Source organism: Rhizobium cerradonense, assembly GCF_030182455.1.
Lineage (GTDB): Bacteria > Pseudomonadota > Alphaproteobacteria > Rhizobiales > Rhizobiaceae > Rhizobium.
On record NZ_JAQJCK010000027.1, the window covers coordinates 30,264 to 50,078 of the forward strand.

A 19,815-nucleotide genomic window follows, 5' to 3' on the forward strand; every position below is an offset into this window, starting at 1 on the left:
GGCCATGATACTATCACGCTCCGCGGAAAATTCTCCGCCTATGATTTCGAAATGCCGCCATGCGCGACGGTAAAGAATTGCGCCCGTTCGCCGAGCGCTGAAAACATTGCCTTGTCCGTGCCGGTCATGAAGGCCTGGCCGCCGAGCCCGTCGATCAGGTCGAAGAGCGCTGCGCGCCGGCCTTCATCAAGATGCGCGGCGATTTCATCGAGCAGCAGGATCGGCGCATGGCCGGTCAAGTTGCCGACGAGGCGGGCATGGGCGAGGATGAGGCCGACGAGCAGCGCCTTCTGTTCCCCCGTCGAGCAGCGCTCCGCCTCCATATGCTTCTCGCGATGACGCACCAGCAGATCGGCCCGATGCGGGCCATCAAGCGTGCGTCCGGCGGCCGCGTCGCGGTATCGTCCTTCGCGCAGCATCTCGGCATAGCTGTCCTCGAGATCGACCGCCGGGCGATCGAATTGCCCGTCGAGGAAACCGGAGAGCTCGAGTGCGGCGGATGGAAAGGGCGTCGCCTCGCGTGTTTCCGCGATCAGCCGCGAGAGGAGGCCGAGCATCTCCTGCCGGGCGAGCGCCATGGCGATGCCGAGACTCGCCATCTGCTCCTCGATGCCGCTAAGCCAGGACGGATCGAATCGGCCTTCGGCGAGCAGTTTGTTGCGGCTGCGCATGGCGCGCTCGAAATCGCTGGCGCGGCGGCCATGGGCGGGATCGAGCGACAACACGAGCCGGTCGAGAAAACGGCGGCGCTCGGAGGAGCCGCCGGTGAATAGCCCGTCCATCGCCGGTGTCAGCCAGAGCACGCGTAGATGGTCGGTCAGCTCGTCCACGGTCTTGGCCGGTGCGCCATTGATCCTGAGCTTGCGCGCCGTCGCCTCGTCGGTCGCGTCGACGCCGGTCCCGATTTCGACTTCGCCATTCATGCCCTCAAGCTCGGCAAAGATCGAAAAGCCGCCGGATGCATCGACGCGGATGATATCCGCATAGGCCGCGCGCCGCATCCCGCGTCCGGGCGAAAGGAAGGAGACTGCCTCCATCAGATTGGTCTTGCCGGCGCCATTGTCGCCGGTCAACACCACATGCCGCTCGTCAAGCACAAGCGACGCCGCCGCATAATTGCGGAAGTCGGTCAGCTTCAGGCGCGAGATGAAAACCTTGTGCGGCATCGGGCATCCGGATTCGTGTCGATGGCCGAGGCGTATGCCGAACCCTGCGCAAGTGCAAGGATTTTGCCGATGGGCATTGAAGAGAGGTGCATCGGAGCGACGGCGGGGCCACCCGCGTCCTTCGACAGGCTCAGGATGAGGGTGGAGAAGCTCCCGAGCCGAACCGCATAGATCAGCCCTCATAGTGAGGAGGCCCATGAGGCCGTCTCGAACCACGAGGGCGGGTGATTCGCCCTCAAAATAAAAAAACCGGCCGAATCACCGGCCGGTTTCACGTGAAGCAATGTGATTCGCCGCTGTTTTGTAGCTCAGTCGCTGAACGTGTCGAAGAAATCCTTCATGCGGGCGAAAAAGCCCGTTGATTCGGGATTGTTGTCCTTCGAGGAGATCTGCTCGAATTCCTGCAGCAGCTCGCGCTGGCGCTTGGTGAGTTTTTGCGGCGTTTCGATCTGGATCTGGATATAGAGATCGCCGACCTGGCTGGAGCGCAGCACAGGCATGCCCTTTGCCTTCAGGCGGAATTGCTTGCCGACCTGCGTGCCTTCGGGAACCGTGACGCGCGATTTCGTGCCGTCGAGGGTCGCGACGTCGAAGGTGCCGCCAAGGGCAGCCGTCGTCATCGAGATCGGCACGGCGCAATAGAGATCGGCGCCGTCGCGCTGGAAGAACTCATGCGGCTTGACGGAGAGGAAGATGTAGAGATCGCCCGAAGGCCCACCGCGCAAGCCGGCTTCGCCTTCGCCCTGCAACCGGATGCGCGTGCCATCCTCGATGCCGGCCGGGATGTTGACCGAAAGCGAACGCTCTTCGGTCACGCGGCCCTGGCCGTGGCATTTGGTGCAGGGATCGGGAATGATCTGACCGCGGCCATGGCAGGTCGGACAGGTGCGCTCGACCGAGAAGAAACCCTGTGCAGCCCGTACGCGGCCCGCGCCCTGGCAGGTGCCGCAGGTCTTCGGCTGCGTGCCCGGCTTGGCGCCGGAGCCGGAGCAGACATCGCAGGTGATCGAGGTCGGCACGCGAATCTGCGCCGTCTTGCCGGTAAAGGCCTCTTCCAGCGAGATTTCCATGTTGTAGCGAAGATCGGCGCCGCGTTCGCGACCGCCGGAGGAGCGCCCGCGCGAGCGTCCGCCACCCATCATCTCGCCGAAAATATCTTCGAAAATGTCGGAGAAGCCACCGCCGCCGAAGCCGCCGCCGCCAAATCCGCCGCCATTGCCCATGCCGCCATGCTCGAAGGCTGCATGGCCGTAACGATCATAGGCCGCCCGCTTCTGCGGATCCTTGAGCGTCTCGTAGGCTTCGTTGATTTCTTTGAACTTTCGCTCGGCGTCCTTATCCTCCGGGTTCTTGTCCGGATGAAATTTCATCGCCAGCTTGCGAAAAGCGCTTTTCAGCTCTTTTTCGTCCGCCGTTCTGGCGACACCCAACGTGTCGTAAAAGTCCGCTTTTGCCATTAAGGAATAGACCCCGGAAATGGATTTCCGGCTGCCCTAAGGCAGCCGGATCTGAGTTGCAGCAAAACCTGTTGAGGCTTGCGATTATGCAGACCGCTTGCGGTCGTCCTCGTCCTTGATTTCCTCGTAGTCGGCATCGACGACATCATCCTTGCCGCCTGCCGACGCATCAGCGGTGGAGCCTTCCGCCTGCTGGGCCTCATAAATGGCCTGGCCGAGCTTCATGGAGACTTCCATGAGGGTCTGGGTCTTAGCCTTGATGTCTTCGGCGTCCGGCTCGGAAGCTTCGGTCGCTGCCTTCAGCGCTGCGATCGCCTCGGAGATCGCGTTGCGGTCGGCTTCGGTGACCTTATCGCCGTAATCCTTCAGCGACTTCTCGCTGGAGTGGATCAGGCTTTCAGCCTGGTTCTTGGCTTCCACGCCTTCGCGGCGCTTCTTGTCCTCGGCAGCATGGGCCTCGGCATCCTTGACCATCTTTTCGATGTCGGCGTCGGAAAGACCGCCGGAAGCCTGGATGCGGATCTGCTGTTCCTTGCCGGTGCCCTTGTCCTTGGCCGAAACCTGCACGATGCCGTTGGCGTCGATATCGAAGGTGACTTCGATCTGCGGTACACCACGCGGAGCCGGCGGCAGGCCGACGAGGTCGAACTGGCCGAGCAGCTTGTTGTCGGCAGCCATTTCGCGCTCGCCCTGCGAAACGCGGATGGTCACGGCCGACTGGTTGTCGTCGGCGGTCGAGAAGGTCTGCGACTTCTTCGTCGGGATCGTCGTGTTACGCTCGATCAGACGGGTGAAGACGCCGCCCAGCGTTTCGATGCCGAGAGACAGCGGGGTCACGTCGAGCAGCAGAACGTCCTTGACGTCGCCCTGCAGAACGCCAGCCTGGATGGCAGCGCCGAGTGCGACGACTTCATCCGGGTTGACGCCCTTGTGCGGCTCCTTGCCGAACAGTTGCTTGACGATTTCCTGTACCTTCGGCATGCGGCTCATGCCGCCGACGAGAACGACCTCATCGATTTCAGCCGCGGTAACGCCGGCATCCTTGAGGGCGGCCTTGCAGGGAGCGATGGTGCGCTGAACGAGATCGTCGACCAGGCTTTCCAGCTTGGCGCGGGTCAGCTTCAGCGTCAGGTGCTTCGGGCCGGTGGCGTCTGCCGTGATGAAGGGCAGGTTGATTTCGGTCTGCTGCGAAGACGACAGTTCGATCTTGGCCTTTTCGGCAGCTTCCTTGAGGCGCTGCAGAGCCAGCTTGTCGCCCTTGAGGTCGATGCCGTTGTCCTTCTTGAACTCAGCAACGAGATATTCGACGAGGCGCATGTCGAAGTCTTCACCGCCGAGGAAGGTGTCGCCGTTGGTCGACTTCACTTCGAAGACGCCGTCGCCGATTTCCAGGATGGAGATATCGAAGGTGCCGCCGCCAAGGTCGTAAACGGCGATCGTCTTGCCGTCCTTCTTGTCGAGGCCATAGGCGAGCGCGGCAGCGGTCGGCTCGTTGATGATGCGCAGAACTTCAAGACCGGCGATCTTGCCGGCATCCTTGGTTGCCTGGCGCTGCGCGTCGTTGAAGTAAGCGGGAACGGTGATAACGGCCTTTTCGACCTTTTCGCCGAGGTAGGATTCGGCGGTTTCCTTCATCTTCTGAAGGATCATTGCGGAAACTTGTGCGGGCGAATAGCCCTTGCCCTGTGCCTCGACCCAAGCGTCGCCGTTGTCGCCGCGGACGATCGTGAAGGGAACGAGGTGCTTGTCCTTCTCGACGGTCGGATCTTCGTAGCGGCGGCCGATCAGGCGCTTGACAGCGAAGAGGGTGTTGGTGGGGTTGGTGACCGCCTGGCGCTTGGCCGGCTGGCCGACGAGGCGTTCGCTGTCGTCCGTGAAGGCTACCATCGAGGGGGTGGTGCGGGCGCCTTCGGCATTCTCGATCACTTTCGCGTCCTTACCGTCCATGACGGCGACGCAGGAATTCGTGGTTCCAAGGTCGATACCAATTACTTTTGCCATGTCATTCTCTCCTTGAAGCAAGCTATCGGAACCCCTGTCAGGCATTCCATTGACAGCCCCTTACGGGATGGTCTTGAGGATTGCGCAGCCATGACTGCGGTGATGCCGCGTATATAAGTAGCGGTTTTACTGACTGCAAGGCAGGAAATCACCCGGAATCCAGCAAAACGAATGGTTTGTCGCGCAAATTCCACAGTGCCACATCGAGGTTGTGAACCCTTGGGAAATGGCGCGACCATCTATCAGATCAGCCTTGCCCCCGCCATGCAAGCGGCAATGCCAGGAATCGCTTCTTATTGCCCGAGGATGACATCGAGAAGCGAGGAGCGGTGCCGCCGTACTGTCGCCGTTATCGGGCCGGGATCGCCGATATCGGCAGGCGGGATATCGCCGTTATCATACTCGTCCGAGCTGTAGGGATTGTTGTCGGCAAGGCCCACGGGCGGCAGATCCTCGGGATCGTCATTCAGCGTTGCCTGATCGACGGGCTGTTGGCGCTGTTGAACCGGTTGCTGCGCCGGCCGTTGCTGGAGCGTCGGCTGGCCCTGCTGCAGCGAAGCCTGCCCGCCATTGCCGCCGAGTGCGCCGGAGATGATCGAGCCGATCGTCGTCTGCTGGTCGGTATTCGGCGCGGATGCTACCACCGGCGCGCCATTGTCGATGATCTGGCCGCCGCCGAAGATCGGCGTCGGCGTCAGGCCCTTATGAGCGGCGACCATGAATTCCTTCCAGGCCTTGGCCGGCAGCCCACCGCCTGTGACCTTTTTCATCGACTTGCCGTCGTCATTGCCGAACCAGACGCCCGTCGTCAGATGGCTGGTGAAACCGACGAACAGCGCATCGCGGAAGGACTGCGTGGTGCCGCTCTTGCCGGCCGCCTGCCAGCCGGGGATGCGGGCCGCCTTGCCGGTGCCGAAATTAATGACGCCGGTCATCATCGTGTTCATGTTGGTGACGACATCGGGATTCAAAACCCGCGGCGGATTGTCGAAGTTCGCCTGGTAGAGCACCTTGCCGGAGGCGGTCGTCACCTTGGTGATGACATGCGGCGTCGCCTTGTAGCCGCCATTCATGAAGGAGGCATAGGCCGAGGTCAGCTCCAGCAGCGAAACTTCCGATGTGCCGAGCGCGATCGAGGCATTGGCCTGCAGGTCGGATTCAATGCCGAGCCGATGCGCGACCTTGACCACCTGCTCCGGTCCGACTTCCATCGCAAGTTGGGCGGCCACCGTGTTCAGCGAATGGGCGACGGCCGTGGCGAGCGTCACGGGTCCGTTATATTTCTGCTCGTAATTCTCCGGCGCCCAATTGCCGATCTTCACCGGCGCGTCGTTGCGGATCGAGTTCGGCGTCAGGCCCATTTCCAGCGCAGCGGTATAGACGAAGGGCTTGAAGGCAGAGCCCGGCTGGCGCTTGGCGGTGACGGCGCGGTTGAACTGGCTCTGCGCATAGTCCCGCCCACCCACCAGTGCACGGATGGCGCCCGTTGCATCTACGGAGACGAGGGAGGCCTGCGAAGCGTTGAGTTTCTTGCCGTCCTTCGCAAGCACATCGTTCAGGGACTGTTCGGCCTTCTGTTCCAGCGAGGTGTCGATCGTGGTGTCCACCGTCAGATCTTCTTTGACGGCGCCGCCGATCAGGCCGGGAAGCTGGTCCATGACCATATCAGCGACATAGTTCTGGGCGCCGTTCCAATAGCTCGTCGCGTGCGTCGGCGGCTGCGACATCGCCGTCTTGATATCGGCTTCGCTGATGAAGCCCTGGTCGCGCATCGCCTGCAGCACGAGTTGGGCGCGAGCCTCGGCCGCGGCGGGATCGCGCGCGGGCGACAGCTTCGACGGCGCCTTGACGAGGCCAGCAAGCATGGCCGCTTCGCCGAGATTGACGTCGCGGGCTGATTTGTTGAAGTAGCGTTGTGACGCCGCCTCGACGCCATACGCGTTCGCGCCGAAGTAGACGCGGTTCAGATACATCGTAAGGATCTGGTCCTTGGTGTACTTGTGCTCCAGCCAGATGGCGAGCAGCACTTCTTGCACCTTGCGTTCCAGCGTGCGTTCCGGCGACAGGAAGAGGTTCTTGGCTAGCTGCTGTGTCAGCGTCGAGCCGCCTTGCACGGCATGCCCGGTCAGCACGTTCGTCACCACGGCACGGCCAAGCCCGATCGGATCGAAGCCGAAATGTGAATAGAAGCGGCGGTCCTCGATGGCGACGATCGCCTTGGGAATATAGGGCGACATATCGCTCAGCGTCAGAGCTTCGCCGCCGGTCGCGCCGCGATTGGCGATGATGCTGCCGCCGAGATCGGCGATCTTGACGTTCGGCGGCCGGTCGGGAATGGCCCAGGTGCTGGCGTTCGGCATGCGCGATCCGTAATAGACCACGAGACCGGCGGCACCGATGCCGGCCCAGAGGCAGAGCACGAGGCTCCAATAAATCACAGAGCGCACGAAGCCGAAGAAACCACCGCCGCGCTCGCGCCGCGGCTGCTTGCGCCGGCTCTTGGCGCGGCGCGGCCTGTCCGGCGGAGGGTCCTCGCTGCGCCGGGAAGAGCGCCCGCCGCCGGCAATCCGCTCGCCCGCGCTGAAACCATCATCGCCGCGTTCGCTGCCGCTTGAAAACGAGGGCTCTATCCTCTGGCCTGATCTGCTTTTGCCTGCCATTGCGGACCGGTCTTACCCCCGATGGTTCCATATTCCGATGTCTGGTGCCGGGGCCGCTACGCGCCCGCTCGTTCCCCGCGTTTACGCCGCCTGGGCATCAAAGCCCCGGTGAACTGTAAATGCGGCGATTTAAGGAGGAATTAAAAACATCCTTAACCGGTCGCAGCGGCAGCATTTGTCCATCCACAACGGGTTTGTTCAAGGAACTTTTGTTTTTCTCGTGCATTCTCTCCTCATAAAATAAGAGGGCGAGCAAATGAGTTCACATATCAACTTCGAGAAGGTCGGCGAAAATAAGCTGCGGGAAGTCTGGAGTGTCGAGGATTTCGTGCGGCGCCATCGGATTTGCAAGGAAGAGGAAATTCGGCTGAAGAAGCTGTTCGGCGACTTCGCCACCAAGCAGGAGTTGCTGTCGAACGCGCAGAGGCCCCCACTATTTCGCTAGGAGCTGTTTCGCTAGAGCGGATGGATAGGCCGGACGCGACGTTCATCCTGGGCGACCAGTTGGTCCGTTGCGGGGGAGCCTTATCATGTGGAAACGCTTTGAACTGTGGCTGATCGATCAGCTCGATCGGATTTTCGGATTGGAACGGCTGGCCCGTCGCGCCGGCTTTTCGGCCGATGATGCCAAGCGGATTGCACGGGAAAAGTAAGTGCATTTGGCGGCTCACCGCAAAGAGATCATCAATCGGCCGATAGATCCGTAGCGCTACGGGTGGGACGGTTTAATTCCAGATCGCAAAAATCCTGATATCGTCCCGTTTGGCGGAAAATGCCGCGTGCTCCAGTCACACTGGAACTTTACGCTCGCTAAAAGCTTTATCCTTACGTGAAACTCTACTCATTCGTCGGCCGCTTCATCCAGCCGGCGAATTTGCCTCTTCAGATGGTAGAAGCGTTTGCAATGTTCCATATTTTCGAATGCTCTGATTGAGGTTATAGTGGAGTTGTGCGGCCGTCTTCAGGACGGTTCCAAGCACGTGGTAGCGCGTGAGGAGGAGTATTCATGCGACATATCAAATGGAGCAACCCGATCGAGATCGGTTTCGCTCAAGGCAGCTCTCAGATGGTCACCGGCCCTTCCGAGGCCTTGAATTGCATGGCTAACCTCTGGCCAGATCGGCGCGGTCCGCTTTATGTGGCTGCGAGAAGCGTCTGCCGAGCTGCGATCGACGGACGGAAATCCGCTGAAGAAGCCCGCGAGATGTTTATTTCGGCGATGCGCGAAGCGCATTTGAAAATCCATTGAGGCAGCGCGGCGCTTCGACGCCGCCTGATTGCTCAACCCTTCTGAGCCGGCGAACGCCGGTCGCCGTCGCGCAGCTTTAAAGACGCGCTCATCCCCCACATCGTCAGTCCCGGTTTCGCCGTCGCATCCCCGCTGAACGGCCGGATTTTCCGATCCCTAATGAACCCATGCAAAAGGCCAGCGATGTCAGTCGCTGGCCTCATCATTTCGCTGCCATGAAGGCAAGATTACCGGTTGGAGCCTCTTGGCGTCATACGGCAATTAGGTTGATCTGCCGGGCAGGGATCGACATGGTCTGGGCTATATGGACCTGGCGAACCGGCATTCGGCCGTGGATTGTTCTGTTGTGGTTGCACCTGCTGAGGCTGCACCTGCCGCGGCTGCGCCTCTTGTTGTTGCGGCTGGGGACGGCGCTGCTGGTCGTCCTGGCGGTTGCTGTCACGCCGACGGTTGCCCCAACCCTGATTGTCGTCGGGCTGCTGGCGACCCCAGTCCTGGTTATTGTCCCAGTCGCGATTGCGGTCTCTTCGCCGGCGCCAATCATCATTGTCCTGCTGGTCGCTCCAGTCGCGGTTTCGGTACGGGCGACGATCCCAATTGCGGTCCGGTTCATCGTTCCAATCCGATCCGCGGTCCCAACCCGGGCGGCGGTCTACCCAACCTGGTCCGCGCCGCCAGCGGTCACGGTCGCGGTAGAAGTCGCGGCCACGATAATAACGATCCCAATAATCATCGAAATTGAAGGTGATGGTCGGAATGCCGAGCGGCCGGTAATATCGCGGTCCGACATAGATGCGGCGCGATTGGTAGGTTGCCTGGATGTACTGACCGGCGACCCAGCCGCGCCCGCCAAAGAAGGAGACGTCGCACCATGGCGTTTCGTTGAGGCAGCCGTTGATTTCCAGCGGTGTGCCGATGGGGATCATGGTCACTGCCGGATACCGCGTGCTCGGGCCGGACCTCATGTTGACGTTGGCGGTGGAAAAACCCTCTGCGGCTTCCGCGATTGCCGGGATCGCAATGAATGCGGTCAGCGCAAGTGCGGCAAGAAGCTTATGTCTCATCAATGCTCTCCTTTGCGCGTCGCCGGCAGGATAGGATTGCCCGGCGGCTGCGCTGATTGCTGTTGCCCGCTTGCCCAGCATATCCACCAAGGGACATGCGGTGCGGTTACAGGACCCGGCACGCCGTTTCCAGTTTCGATAAGATAAAAGTTAGCGCGGTCGCGGGATTTGGTTAGGGCCCAGCGCTATTCCTTCAATCTTTTCAGCGGTTTTACGAGAATTTGCATGAATGCAGGTTGAACGGATACGCGCTTAACTCTCAAAATTTGCATTAAATTTTAGGCAGCTTCACTTATTATCTTGAGGGTTACTAAGGCTTTAGTGCGCGGAATGGCGCGTTCTGCAGTAATAAGGCTTTGAGAATAAATTTAACGGCCTTGAAATCGCCACCTTGCCACCCGATATGGGCTGCAGTCAGACAGCCGGTGGATGCTTGGCGCGCTTAGAGCGAGCCGTTTTCATTCCCTGGCGGTTGCGGAACTGACGTTGACCTTGCGTTAACCTTTCGCGATCAATCTGGCTGCAGTTCTACCTTCCCTTTGACCACGGATGTACTGGCACTGATGTGAGGGTGGATGACGAAAGGCCGGTTTGCTCCGGCCTTTTTGTTTTTCGATGGCGTGCTTTGCGGAAGCGGAGCGCGCCATTTTTAATTTGGCCCCATTTATTTCGACCAAAGAAAAACCGCCGCAGTTTCCTGCGGCGGTTCGTATGAGAAGCGCCCGACGAAGCCGGGCGGTATCCTTAGTTGACGGTCTTCTTGGCAGCGACCTTGACGACCTTGGCATCCGGCTTTGCGGCTACGGTTACCTTTTTGGCGGGAATGTAGCCGGCGCCGATATTGACGTTCAGAGAGATGTAGTCGAGAGCGCTTTGCTGAACCGCCTGGGCGAGGCTTTCCTGCGCCGTTGAAACGTTGCGCTGCGCATCGAGAACGTCGAGCAGCGAAGAGGCGCCGTCCTTGTAGCTTGCCGTCGAGAGTTCGAGGGCTTCCTGATAGGACTTCACCTGCGCCCGCAGTGCGGCAACCGTCTGAGCATCGCGGCTGACAGCCGACAGGGCGTTTTCGACCTGTTCGACACCAGACAGCACGGTCTGCTTCCAGACGATATACTGCTCGCGGCTGGTGGATTCGGCGTTCTTGACGTTGGCGCGCAACGCGCCACCGTCGAAGATCGGCAGCGACAGGCTTGGGCCGAACGACCAGGTCGTCAGGCTGCCGCTGATGGACTTCGTGTGAATGTAGGACGGCGAAATCGAACCGCCGAGCGTGATCGTCGGAAAGAGCTGGGCCTCTGCCACGCCGATCTGAGCGGTCGCAGCGGCAAGGTTACGCTCGGCGACACGGATGTCGGGCCGGTTGCGGATGAGGTCGGCCGGGACGCCCGTATCGACGCGGCCGCGGAATACCGGCTGGCTGCCGCCACCGTGCAATTGGGCGATAATGGTCTGCGACGGTACGTTCAGCAGGGTCGCGATATGATGCACCGCCTGGCGGTAGCTGATTTCGAGGCCTGGAATTTGAGAAAGCTGCGAATTGACGAGACCTTCGGCCTGGACGACGTCGAGGCGGGACGCGGCGCCGGCGTCGAGCTGGAACTTGGTGAGTTCAAGCGTTGAGCGGCGGGACTTCAGGTTGTCCTGCGCGATCGAGATGAGGGCCTGATAGTAGCGGACGTTGACGTAGCTGTTCGCCAGATCCTGCAGATAGGTCAGGCGAGCAACGTCGACGTTGGAATAGGCCGCATCCAGCGATGCGTTGGCGCTTTCCTTGGCGCGACGATATTGGCCCCACAGGTCGAGCAGCCACGAAGCCGTGGCATCGCCGCTGGTGGTGTTTCGCGTTTCGGTTTCCGTACGCAGGCCGCCCTTCTGGCCGCTGGTCGTATTGCCGCCTGACACAAGGAGGCTAGGCATTCCGCCGGCTGCGGCCGAGACGACCTGCGCCTGCGCCTGATTGATGCGTTCCAGCGCCTGCTGGATATTGAGGTTTTCTGCAAGTCCCTGCTCAGCCAGGGTGTTCAGCTTCTTATCGCCGAAGGCGGTCCACCATTGTGAACTCGAGACGTCGCCGTTGATCTTCGTACCGCCCTCCGAGAACTTGGCCGCGAGGGGCATTTCCGGTGGCTTATGATCGGGGCCGCTGACGCAACCTGCCAGAAGAAGCAGCAGGGCGGGGGCGGCAGTACGAATGGATACCATCACATTATCCCACAATTCATTTTACATGATCACTAACTTACGGGGTCAGCGTGACCCCCATGTGTGTCGGCGCTTCTGTCTACGCAATACCAACAAACGACCCGAAGCATTCGGCGTCAATCTATCAACAAGTTTGCAATAGCACAGTGCCTTTTGCGATTTTTCGCGGCGGAACACGTGTGGGAACATGACAAATAGGGGGGTTCCGGTAAAAAAATTATGAAGTGTTGCAAAAAAATACCCTCCGCCTTGCTACTTTAAGCGGTAAGTGCGCAAAAATACCATATTTTGCGCAACTAAAGGACGGTGTCTCCAGACACTCGATGGGCGAAATGACCATTCGGACGGTTTGTTATGGGAAATAAGGGGAGAGGTTTGCGCGAACCCTATCCCGCGGTGTTGCACCGCGGTCGTCGGGAACAAAGGGCGTAGCCGTGATCGCTTCGTAAGCGCGGATATACACCTTTGAGGTCTGCTCGATCAGGTCGAGCGGAATTTCGGGTATCTCGTCCTTGTAAGGATCGCACCGCTCGGTCACCCAGGCGCGGACGAAATCCTTGTCGAAACTTGCGGGGCGCGCGCCCCTTTCGAAGCTGTCTTGGTAACTGTCGGCCAACCAGTAGCGGCTGCTGTCCGGCGTATGAATTTCGTCGGCAAGAAGGATGTTGCCGTTTTCGTCGGTGCCGAACTCATATTTCGTGTCGACGAGGATCAGCCCCCGTTTGCGGGCAATCTCCTGGCCGCGGGCGAATAAAGCCAGCGCGTAATCCGATAATGTCTGCCATTGCTCCTTCGTCAGGAGTCCATGCTCGATGATTTGCGCCGGCGTCAGCGGTTCGTCATGGCCGCCGTCGAATTCCTTGCTGGTCGGCGTGATGATCGGCTCCGGCAGGATCTGGTTGTCGCGCATGCCGTCCGGCAGCGTGATGCCGTACATCTCGCGCTGACCTTTCTTATAGAGCGTCAGGATCGAGGTGCCGGTGGTGCCGGCAAGGTAGCCGCGCACGACAACCTCCACCGGCAGGATGTTCAGCCGCTTGCCGACGACGACGTTCGGGTCGGGATAGGCGATGACGTGATTCGGGCAAATGTCCTTCGTCGCCTCGAACCAGTAGCGGGCTGTCTGCGTCAGCACCTGTCCTTTATAAGGGATGCAGGTGAGGATGCGGTCGAAGGCGCTCAGCCGATCGGTGCTGATGATGATGCGGCTCCCATCCGGCAGGTCATAATTTTCGCGCACCTTGCCGCGGTAATAATTGGGCAGTTCCGGAAAATGGGCTTCGGAGAGAATTCGCAACATAGTCACCAGTAGGCTCGTGCATCCGCCCGGCGGACGCTTCATGGTTGGACCCTTAACGCATAATGCCGAAAATCGGAATCGATTTTCGGACGGGATCATCGTCATCCGTTCAGCGCGGCTGCGCCCTCAGATCCAGAACCAGCCGATCAACGCGAGCGCCAGGCCATAGCTGAAAATGGTCAACAGCCAGCCGGCACGCAGGAAGTCGGTGAAGCGATAGCTGCCGATGCTCATGGTTAGCGTATTGTTGTGATGGCCGAAGGGCGTGATGAAATCGAGCGAGGCGCCGGCCGCGACGGCAATCAGATAGGCGTTGGCGGAATGCCCCGCCTTGGCCGCCAGTTCGAAGGCGACCGGCGTCAGCACGATGGCGACCGTGGCGTTGTTGACGAAAGGGGTGATCACCATCGCCAGGAACAGGATGAGCGCTACACCGAAAACCGGTCGCTCGATCGGCACGATCGTGCCGAGCCCGCCCGCCAGCATCTCCGCCGTCCCGGACGTCGCCACCGCGGCGCCGAGCGGGATCATCGCCGCCAGCATGATGATGATCGGCCAGTTGAGATCGGCGATCGCGGCGCGCAGGTTGATGAAGTTCAGCAGCGCCATCGCCAGGATGACGCCGGCAAACGCGATCTCGGGGCGAAGCAGACCGGTGGCGGCGACAAGCACGCCGCAGGCGAAAATGAAAAGCGGCCAGAAGGAGCGCAGCGGCGGTGTATGATCATAGCTTGCGGCCAGCGGCAGGCATTCGCATTCCTCCAGTGCTTCGGCGATGGCGTGTCTCGGCCCTTCCAGCTTGAGGATATCGCCGATCGACAGCGTAAGATCGTCGAAGCGCCCTTCGATGCGCGGCGAGCGCATGGAAAGCCCGGTTATCGCAACCCCTCGCGAGCGAAAAACCTCCAGCGATTGGATGCGCGAGCCGATCAGCGTGCTTTGCGGCATGACTACCGCTTCGCTGCGAATGAAATCGGATCCATAGGGGTCGGGATGGGATTCGAGCATCAGCACGCCTTTTGCCAAGAGTCGGTCGAACAGAACATCCGGCCCCTCGGCAAGCAGAATGTCGCCAGCCTCGATCGCAGTGCCTTCGACTGCGGGGACGAAGAGGCTGCCGCGGATCAGGGCATGCGGCTGAAGACCGAAGGCCCGGCGGCAGTCCACCAGCCGCTGCCCGACCAGGGGAGAGCCATGTGGTATCCGGCGTTCGGTAATCATCTGCCGGTCTATGGCTTGGCCCGGCGCCGCATCCTCCTCACCTGATTTGGGAAACAGCCGTGGAACGGTTGCGGCGATCAAAATCACGCCGACCACGGCAACCGGCAAGCCGACATAGGCGAAATCGAAGAAGTGAAAACCGTGTCCGGTCGCCTTCAGCAGGGCGTCGCTGACCAGAAGGTTGGCCGGCGTACCGATCAGCGACACCAATCCGCCGAGGAGTGCCGAAAAGGAAATCGGGATCAGCAACTGTCGCCGCGGAATGGCGGTGACATCGGCAATGCGCAGCGCCACCGGCAGCGCGATGGCATAGGCGCCGATATTGTTCATGAAGATCGAGATGAAGGCCGTCAGTCCGGCAAGCGCTCCGATAATCACAGAGGACGGCAGGTCTGTTGCGAGCAGGCGATCCGCCAGCGCGCCGAAAAGCTGCGCCCGCGCCAGTACCTGCACGATCAGCAGGATTTCGATCACGGTGATGACGACCGGGCTTGCGAGGCCGGAAAACACCCCTTCCGCCGGATAGAGGCCCAGCGCATATCCGGCAAGCAGCCCCGCGATCGAAACGACCTCGATCCGGAAACGGCCAAGACAAAACAGCGCCAGCATGAGGCCCAGAAGGATCAGCAGGGATGCTTGTTCGAACGTCATGGGCGGGTCCCGGAGATTCGCCAGGACCTAGAATGAACCAGCCTGCCGGTCCTGTACAGCCCCGGCACCGAACTGCCGTCAGGCAGGCTTGTTCCAGCCGCCGTTTCCTGCTTTTTCAAGAATCGGCGTCGAAAACACGCCGACAATCCGCTCGCCCCATGGCTTGCCGGTGGCATTGAGCCGCTCCCGCCAGCGCTCGGATTGCAGCATGGCCGCCCCGATCACGACAGGTTCGATGCCGCATGCGGCCAAAAGCTCCAGGCCGGAAACGATAGAGGCACCGCTCGAGATCACGTCGTCGATCAGCGCAACCCGTTTTCCCTGCAGGAGCGGCAGCATGCGCGGGTCTATATAAAGACGTTTTTCCTGGTTCGGCGTCGTAATGGAGGAAAGCGAAACCGACAGATCCTCGCGATACCAGAACTTACGCGAGGTGCCGAGCGGCACATAACGCTGATGGCCGAGGACCCGGGCAACCGCGCTTGCCAGCGTCAGCCCGAGGGTCGGCAGTCCGGCGACGACATCGACATCATGCGCGGCAATGCGCACGGCAAGCGCTTCGGCCAGCGCGTCCTGCACAGGAAAACTTGCCTGATTGATGATCAGCGAAGCGAGCGCATGGTCGCCATCGGCGAGCAGCCGGATCGGCAGGCGCAACTGCCGCCCATCGGGCAGTTCCGCGACATAGAAATCGCGGAATTCACCGATTGCATCAAAGCTTCGCGGTGGATCAATCTCCTGCCAGAAATCATGAGGCTGCATCGCGTCCGGCCTTCAGTCCATTTCGTCCGTTCTTTTCCATGCCCGCCCGGCGGCGAAGTCCGACAATCTCGGCTTCCGTCAGCGCCCGGACCGCGCCTTTCGCAAGGTCGCCGAGCGCGATGTCGCCAAAGGAGACGCGCACCAGCCGCAGACATTCTATGTCGAGAGCCTCCAGCATCCGCCGAATCTGCCGGTTGCGCCCCTCCCTGAGCTCGACTTCGATCCAGCCATTGCGGTCGCCACTGCGCAGCAGACGGGCGGAGATGGCCGTCAGAAGTTCGCCATCGTCGACGATCCCCCGTTCCATACGGCTCAAGAGCTCCTGGTCCATGATGCGGTTAACCTGCACATGATAGATCTTACTCACATGCGTGACAGGATCGAGCAGCGCCTGCGCCAGCACGGTATCATTGGTGAAGAGAAGCAGCCCTTCGCTTGCCTTGTCCAGCCGTCCGACCGGCGCTAGATGCCGGGCGTCGATATCCCTCAGACAGTCGTAGACCGTCGGCCGGCCCTCGGGATCGTCGCGTGTCGTCACCAGACCGCGCGGCTTGTTCAGCATGAAATAAAGCTTCTTTTCCGCCGAGATTTCGATGCCGTCGACGGCAATCCGCGCCCGGTCGAGATCGATCCAGGCAGCCGGATCGGTAATCTTGCGGCCATCGACTGTAACGCGGCCGGCAGCGATCAACCCTTCGGCCTGGGTACGCGAGCAATAGCCGAGCTTCGACAACGCCCGCGGCAGGGTCACGCGCTTACCCTCCGCCTCCTGCCGGGCCTTCCCCGCCTTGCCCGATCTTTGCGGCGCACGCCTTTGGCTCACCCCGTTGCCTCGTCCTTGTTGTGTCGATGGTTAGGCGTACCGGCCCGATAAAGCATGAGGCCAATCCTTCGCACGACGAACGTCGCGACGCAAATCGCGTCAAAGGGAAACACACAGGAGAGACAGGGCTCGCGCCTTGTCAACGCGAGCCCTGCCGGCGGACCGGAGCGGCGATGGGTCGGGTGCGGCGGTGCCGGGGTAGCTGCCGCCGCCCGCTCCGGAGGGGGGCCGTCGCGGCGAAACCTGCATGGCGTCTGTTGCCGGAATTTTTCAGAACGGCGGAAATTTGTTACAGTTTGTATCACCGGCCGTTTCCCTGTTGTCAAAACCGCCCTTCGCCTCACATGGATGATCCATGGTTTCTGCATCGCTTCTTCTGGTCGAGGACGACCGCGAAATTCGGGCGCTTCTGGAGGAGTTCCTGAGCCGCGAGGGTTTTGCCGTCGATGCGGTCGAAAGTGCCGCCGCCATGGATCGCGCGCTGGCCAGGGGTTTTCCCGATCTCATCATTCTCGATCTGATGCTGCCGGGCGAGGATGGCCTTTCTGCTTGCCGTCGCATACGGGCGCGCAGCCAGGTGCCGATCCTGATGCTGACGGCGAAGTCCGATGATATCGACCGGATTCTCGGCCTTGAAATGGGTGCGGACGATTATCTCGGCAAACCCTTCAATCCGCGCGAGCTTTTGGCGCGCATCCGCGCCATCCTGCGCCGCGCCGGCCCCGAACGCCCCGAGGAGGGCGGCGGCCCGCGCCGACGCAAGAGTTTTGCGGGCCTCATCGTCGATCTCGACGGCAGGGCGATCGAGATCGAAGGCGAGGGGCCGGTGCGCCTGACGACCGCGGAATTCGATCTGCTCGTCTGCTTCCTGGAGCGGCCGCGCCGGGTGCTGTCGCGCGACCAATTGCTGGATTGGACGCGCGGACGCGGCGCCGATCCTTTCGACCGCACCATTGACGTGACCGTCTCGCGCCTGCGCACCAAGCTAGCGCACTACCTGCCCGATGGCGCACAGGTCATCACTACCGTGCGCAATGCCGGTTATCTTCTGACCGTCGATGTGAGGGATGTCTGAACCATGCTGAAACTTGGTCTCGTTTCCCGCATCATCATGATCGTCGCCGTGGCGCTGTTCATTATCCAGCTCGCCGCCTTCGTTGCCGCCAGTTTGAAACCGGACTCACCGCTCAGTCATCAGCTATCGCCGGCAATGCAGGTCAAGTCGGCAGTACGCCTCCTCGATGCCATTCCGCCCGAGGCGCAGGAGCAGGCCGTACGGGCGCTGAATGCCACCGGTCTGGATCTGCGTCTGGTCGAAGCCGCAGCGCCCGCGCAAAGTGATGCAACCGACCCGACGCTTGGCCGCAAACTGGCCCGCGAACTTGCCAATTTCGCGCTCGGCGACCGCTATTTCAGCCTGCGCTCGCTGCCCGAACGGCCGCAGGGCTGGTTTTCGGTCGGTGCTCCCGACCGGACGATCGAAGTGTCGATCGGCGTTGCCGGCGGCAAGGTTGCCGTCTTCAGCCTGGCCGATACGCCGACGGTGCGTCTGCGCGGTGTTCCCGTGGGTTTCATGGCCGGGCTTCTCGGCGTGTTGGTGGCGGTGATCGCGGTCGTCGCCGTGGCCCGCGAGACCCGGCCACTGACGCGCCTGTCGCGCAGCGTCAATTCTATCGGCAAAGGCCTGCAACCGATCGATATTCCGGAACGGGGCGCTTGCGAACTTCGTATGCTGATCCGCGCCATCAATGGCATGCAGTTGCGCATCGCCGCCCTGATCAACAACCGCACCCTGATACTCGGGGCGATTTCTCATGATCTCAGAACCTATCTCACCCGTTTTCGTCTGCGCATGGAGATGATGCCGGATACGCCGCACCGCGAGCGGGCGATTTCCGATATCGAGGCCATGCAGCGCCTCGTGGAGGAGGCTCTGGGCCTTGCCCGCAGCACCGTCGTTTCCGGAGGAAAGGATATCGCCGATCTCAATGCGGCTGTTTGCGCGCTTGTCGCCGAGCGCCAGGACGGACCGGATCTCGTTTCGTTTTCACCGCTCGGACGAGAATTGGCGGTGACGATGCCGCAGACGGCGCTGGCTCGGGTGCTGGATAATCTGATCGACAATGCCCTGCGTTATGGCGTCAGGGCCGATATTTGTACCGAGCGCCGCGGTGATCATGCCGCTATTATCGTCGGCGATCGCGGCCCCGGCATTCCGATGGAACGGCGCAAGGACGTGCTCGAACCCTTCGTTCGTCTGGAGGAATCGCGCAATCGCGATCTCGGCGGGAATGGTTTGGGGTTGACGATCGTCCGGCAGATCCTCGATGCGCACAATGGCGCGCTCTGTTTGGAGGATCGTGATGGCGGCGGGCTCAATGCCATCGTGCTTTTACCGCTTGCAGCGAGCAGTCGGGTTGCCGCCTGAAATAGAGCACGCCGAAGGGTTCGCGCCTAAATGCGCGGCCTGTGCCATCTGTCGCGTTACCGCTCAATGACGGGTGAGGAAGCGCTTCAGTTCCTCCCGGCTAACGACGATGCCTGCGGCAGCCTTTTTCGGGTCCGGATGCGTATAGGTGAAGCTCGGCAGGTCAGGCAGATCCAATGCCTGGCGCATATTCATGATGCCGAGCGCCCGCCGTCCCGTGGCGCTGTCGACGCTGACTTCGACGATGCTCTCTGGTCTTGTTGTTTCCATGGTGTCCTCCCACCTTCTTATATAGCAGAAATCTCATGTAAAATATTGGTTTTTATGAGACCTCGCTTAGGTAAAAAGGATTAACGAGGCGCGGCGGCCGCAGGGATTTATTAACCATAAGCTGTCTTCCGGACGAGGAGATGCAATTATTCCTGCCGCTCCGAAGGGCTCCGCACATGCCGCAAGGCGAAAATTTTGACCGGTCGGACAATATTTTCCGGCGGATTAGTGAGGGCTCGAAGGCCTTTCCGTTCGAATGGCGAAAATCCCACAATAGAATCAGTCACTTACAAAAATGTCAGAATTTTTACAGTGTTGGTGTTGACTAAGGGAAAGCGGTGGGATTATAAGCCCACTCACTGAACGAGGGCGGCGGCGCTGCTGGCGACGGAGTTTCTCGCTCATGTGTTTCCTTGATTGGCTGCGATGCTGATTTGTGGTTCTGGGCTTTAAGTCTTGGGCTTGAGGGGACGGTTTTGACTGGGGTGACTGGTCGGCTATTTGACAATTGAAGATTGGAAGAAAGAGAAACGTGGGCGGCGAAGCTTGCGGGACCTGAAG

General features: G+C 60.7%; 16 protein-coding genes. 5 read left to right on the forward strand and 11 right to left on the reverse strand.

The window, feature by feature from the left end:
- Window positions 1–38: 38 nt before the first annotated feature.
- The 4 genes from recF to PH547_RS31010 form a co-directional block, all read right to left on the reverse strand.
- Window positions 39–1,166, reverse strand: a complete 1,128-nt coding sequence (gene recF, locus PH547_RS30995; protein ID WP_285170298.1) for a DNA replication/repair protein RecF — start codon at window positions 1,164–1,166, stop codon at window positions 39–41.
- Between the two features lie 308 nt (window positions 1,167–1,474).
- Window positions 1,475–2,623: a molecular chaperone DnaJ gene (gene dnaJ / locus PH547_RS31000; RefSeq protein ID WP_104821550.1), complete on the reverse strand. Its 1,149-nt coding sequence runs from the start codon at window positions 2,621–2,623 to the stop codon at window positions 1,475–1,477.
- Between the two features lie 84 nt (window positions 2,624–2,707).
- Window positions 2,708–4,624: a molecular chaperone DnaK gene (gene dnaK / locus PH547_RS31005; RefSeq protein ID WP_104821551.1), complete on the reverse strand. Its 1,917-nt coding sequence runs from the start codon at window positions 4,622–4,624 to the stop codon at window positions 2,708–2,710.
- A gap of 293 nt (window positions 4,625–4,917) precedes the next feature.
- Complete coding sequence (locus PH547_RS31010) at window positions 4,918–7,284, reverse strand: transglycosylase domain-containing protein (protein ID WP_104821552.1); 2,367 nt, start codon at window positions 7,282–7,284, stop codon at window positions 4,918–4,920.
- Window positions 7,285–7,540: 256 nt separating this feature from the next.
- Between PH547_RS31010 and PH547_RS31015 the strand changes: the two genes are divergently transcribed.
- The 3 genes from PH547_RS31015 (at window position 7,541) to PH547_RS31025 (ending at window position 8,533) form a co-directional block, all read left to right on the forward strand.
- Complete coding sequence (locus PH547_RS31015) at window positions 7,541–7,729, forward strand: hypothetical protein (protein WP_104821553.1); 189 nt, start codon at window positions 7,541–7,543, stop codon at window positions 7,727–7,729.
- Window positions 7,730–7,814: 85 nt separating this feature from the next.
- A complete protein-coding gene (locus PH547_RS31020; protein WP_260303263.1) occupies window positions 7,815–7,937 on the forward strand; it encodes a hypothetical protein in 123 nt (40 codons plus the stop codon).
- 353 nt (window positions 7,938–8,290) lie between these two features.
- Window positions 8,291–8,533, forward strand: coding sequence for a DUF982 domain-containing protein (locus PH547_RS31025; RefSeq protein WP_104821554.1), 243 nt, complete (start codon window positions 8,291–8,293; stop codon window positions 8,531–8,533).
- A gap of 227 nt (window positions 8,534–8,760) precedes the next feature.
- Here the strand turns inward: PH547_RS31025 and PH547_RS31030 are convergent, their stop codons facing one another.
- The 6 genes from PH547_RS31030 to PH547_RS31055 form a co-directional block, all read right to left on the reverse strand.
- Complete coding sequence (locus tag PH547_RS31030) at window positions 8,761–9,597, reverse strand: SH3 domain-containing protein (protein WP_104821555.1); 837 nt, start codon at window positions 9,595–9,597, stop codon at window positions 8,761–8,763.
- Between the two features lie 744 nt (window positions 9,598–10,341).
- Entirely contained in the window at window positions 10,342–11,799 is a 1,458-nt protein-coding gene (locus PH547_RS31035; protein WP_104821556.1) for an efflux transporter outer membrane subunit, read from the reverse strand.
- 352 nt (window positions 11,800–12,151) lie between these two features.
- Window positions 12,152–13,096, reverse strand: a complete 945-nt coding sequence (locus PH547_RS31040) for a phosphoribosylaminoimidazolesuccinocarboxamide synthase (protein WP_285170302.1) — start codon at window positions 13,094–13,096, stop codon at window positions 12,152–12,154.
- 129 nt (window positions 13,097–13,225) lie between these two features.
- On the reverse strand, window positions 13,226–14,971 hold the full coding sequence (locus tag PH547_RS31045) for an SLC13 family permease (protein ID WP_285170299.1): 1,746 nt from the start codon (window positions 14,969–14,971) through the stop codon (window positions 13,226–13,228).
- A gap of 78 nt (window positions 14,972–15,049) precedes the next feature.
- Window positions 15,050–15,733 carry a phosphoribosyltransferase gene (locus PH547_RS31050; RefSeq protein WP_285170300.1) on the reverse strand — a complete coding sequence of 228 codons (684 nt, stop codon included), beginning with the start codon at window positions 15,731–15,733 and terminating at the stop codon, window positions 15,050–15,052.
- Window positions 15,720–16,556, reverse strand: a complete 837-nt coding sequence (locus PH547_RS31055; RefSeq protein WP_104821559.1) for a pseudouridine synthase — start codon at window positions 16,554–16,556, stop codon at window positions 15,720–15,722. Before PH547_RS31055 ends, PH547_RS31050 begins: the two co-directional genes overlap by 14 nt.
- Before the next feature lie 355 nt (window positions 16,557–16,911).
- Between PH547_RS31055 and PH547_RS31060 the strand changes: the two genes are divergently transcribed.
- On the forward strand, window positions 16,912–17,631 hold the full coding sequence (locus tag PH547_RS31060) for a response regulator (protein WP_283048381.1): 720 nt from the start codon (window positions 16,912–16,914) through the stop codon (window positions 17,629–17,631).
- A gap of 3 nt (window positions 17,632–17,634) precedes the next feature.
- Complete coding sequence (locus tag PH547_RS31065) at window positions 17,635–18,984, forward strand: ATP-binding protein (RefSeq protein ID WP_285170301.1); 1,350 nt, start codon at window positions 17,635–17,637, stop codon at window positions 18,982–18,984.
- Window positions 18,985–19,047: 63 nt separating this feature from the next.
- On the opposite strand, the gene PH547_RS31070 is transcribed toward PH547_RS31065, so the two are convergent.
- Window positions 19,048–19,254, reverse strand: coding sequence for a hypothetical protein (locus tag PH547_RS31070; RefSeq protein WP_104821562.1), 207 nt, complete (start codon window positions 19,252–19,254; stop codon window positions 19,048–19,050).
- Between the last annotated feature and the right edge of the window lie 561 nt (window positions 19,255–19,815).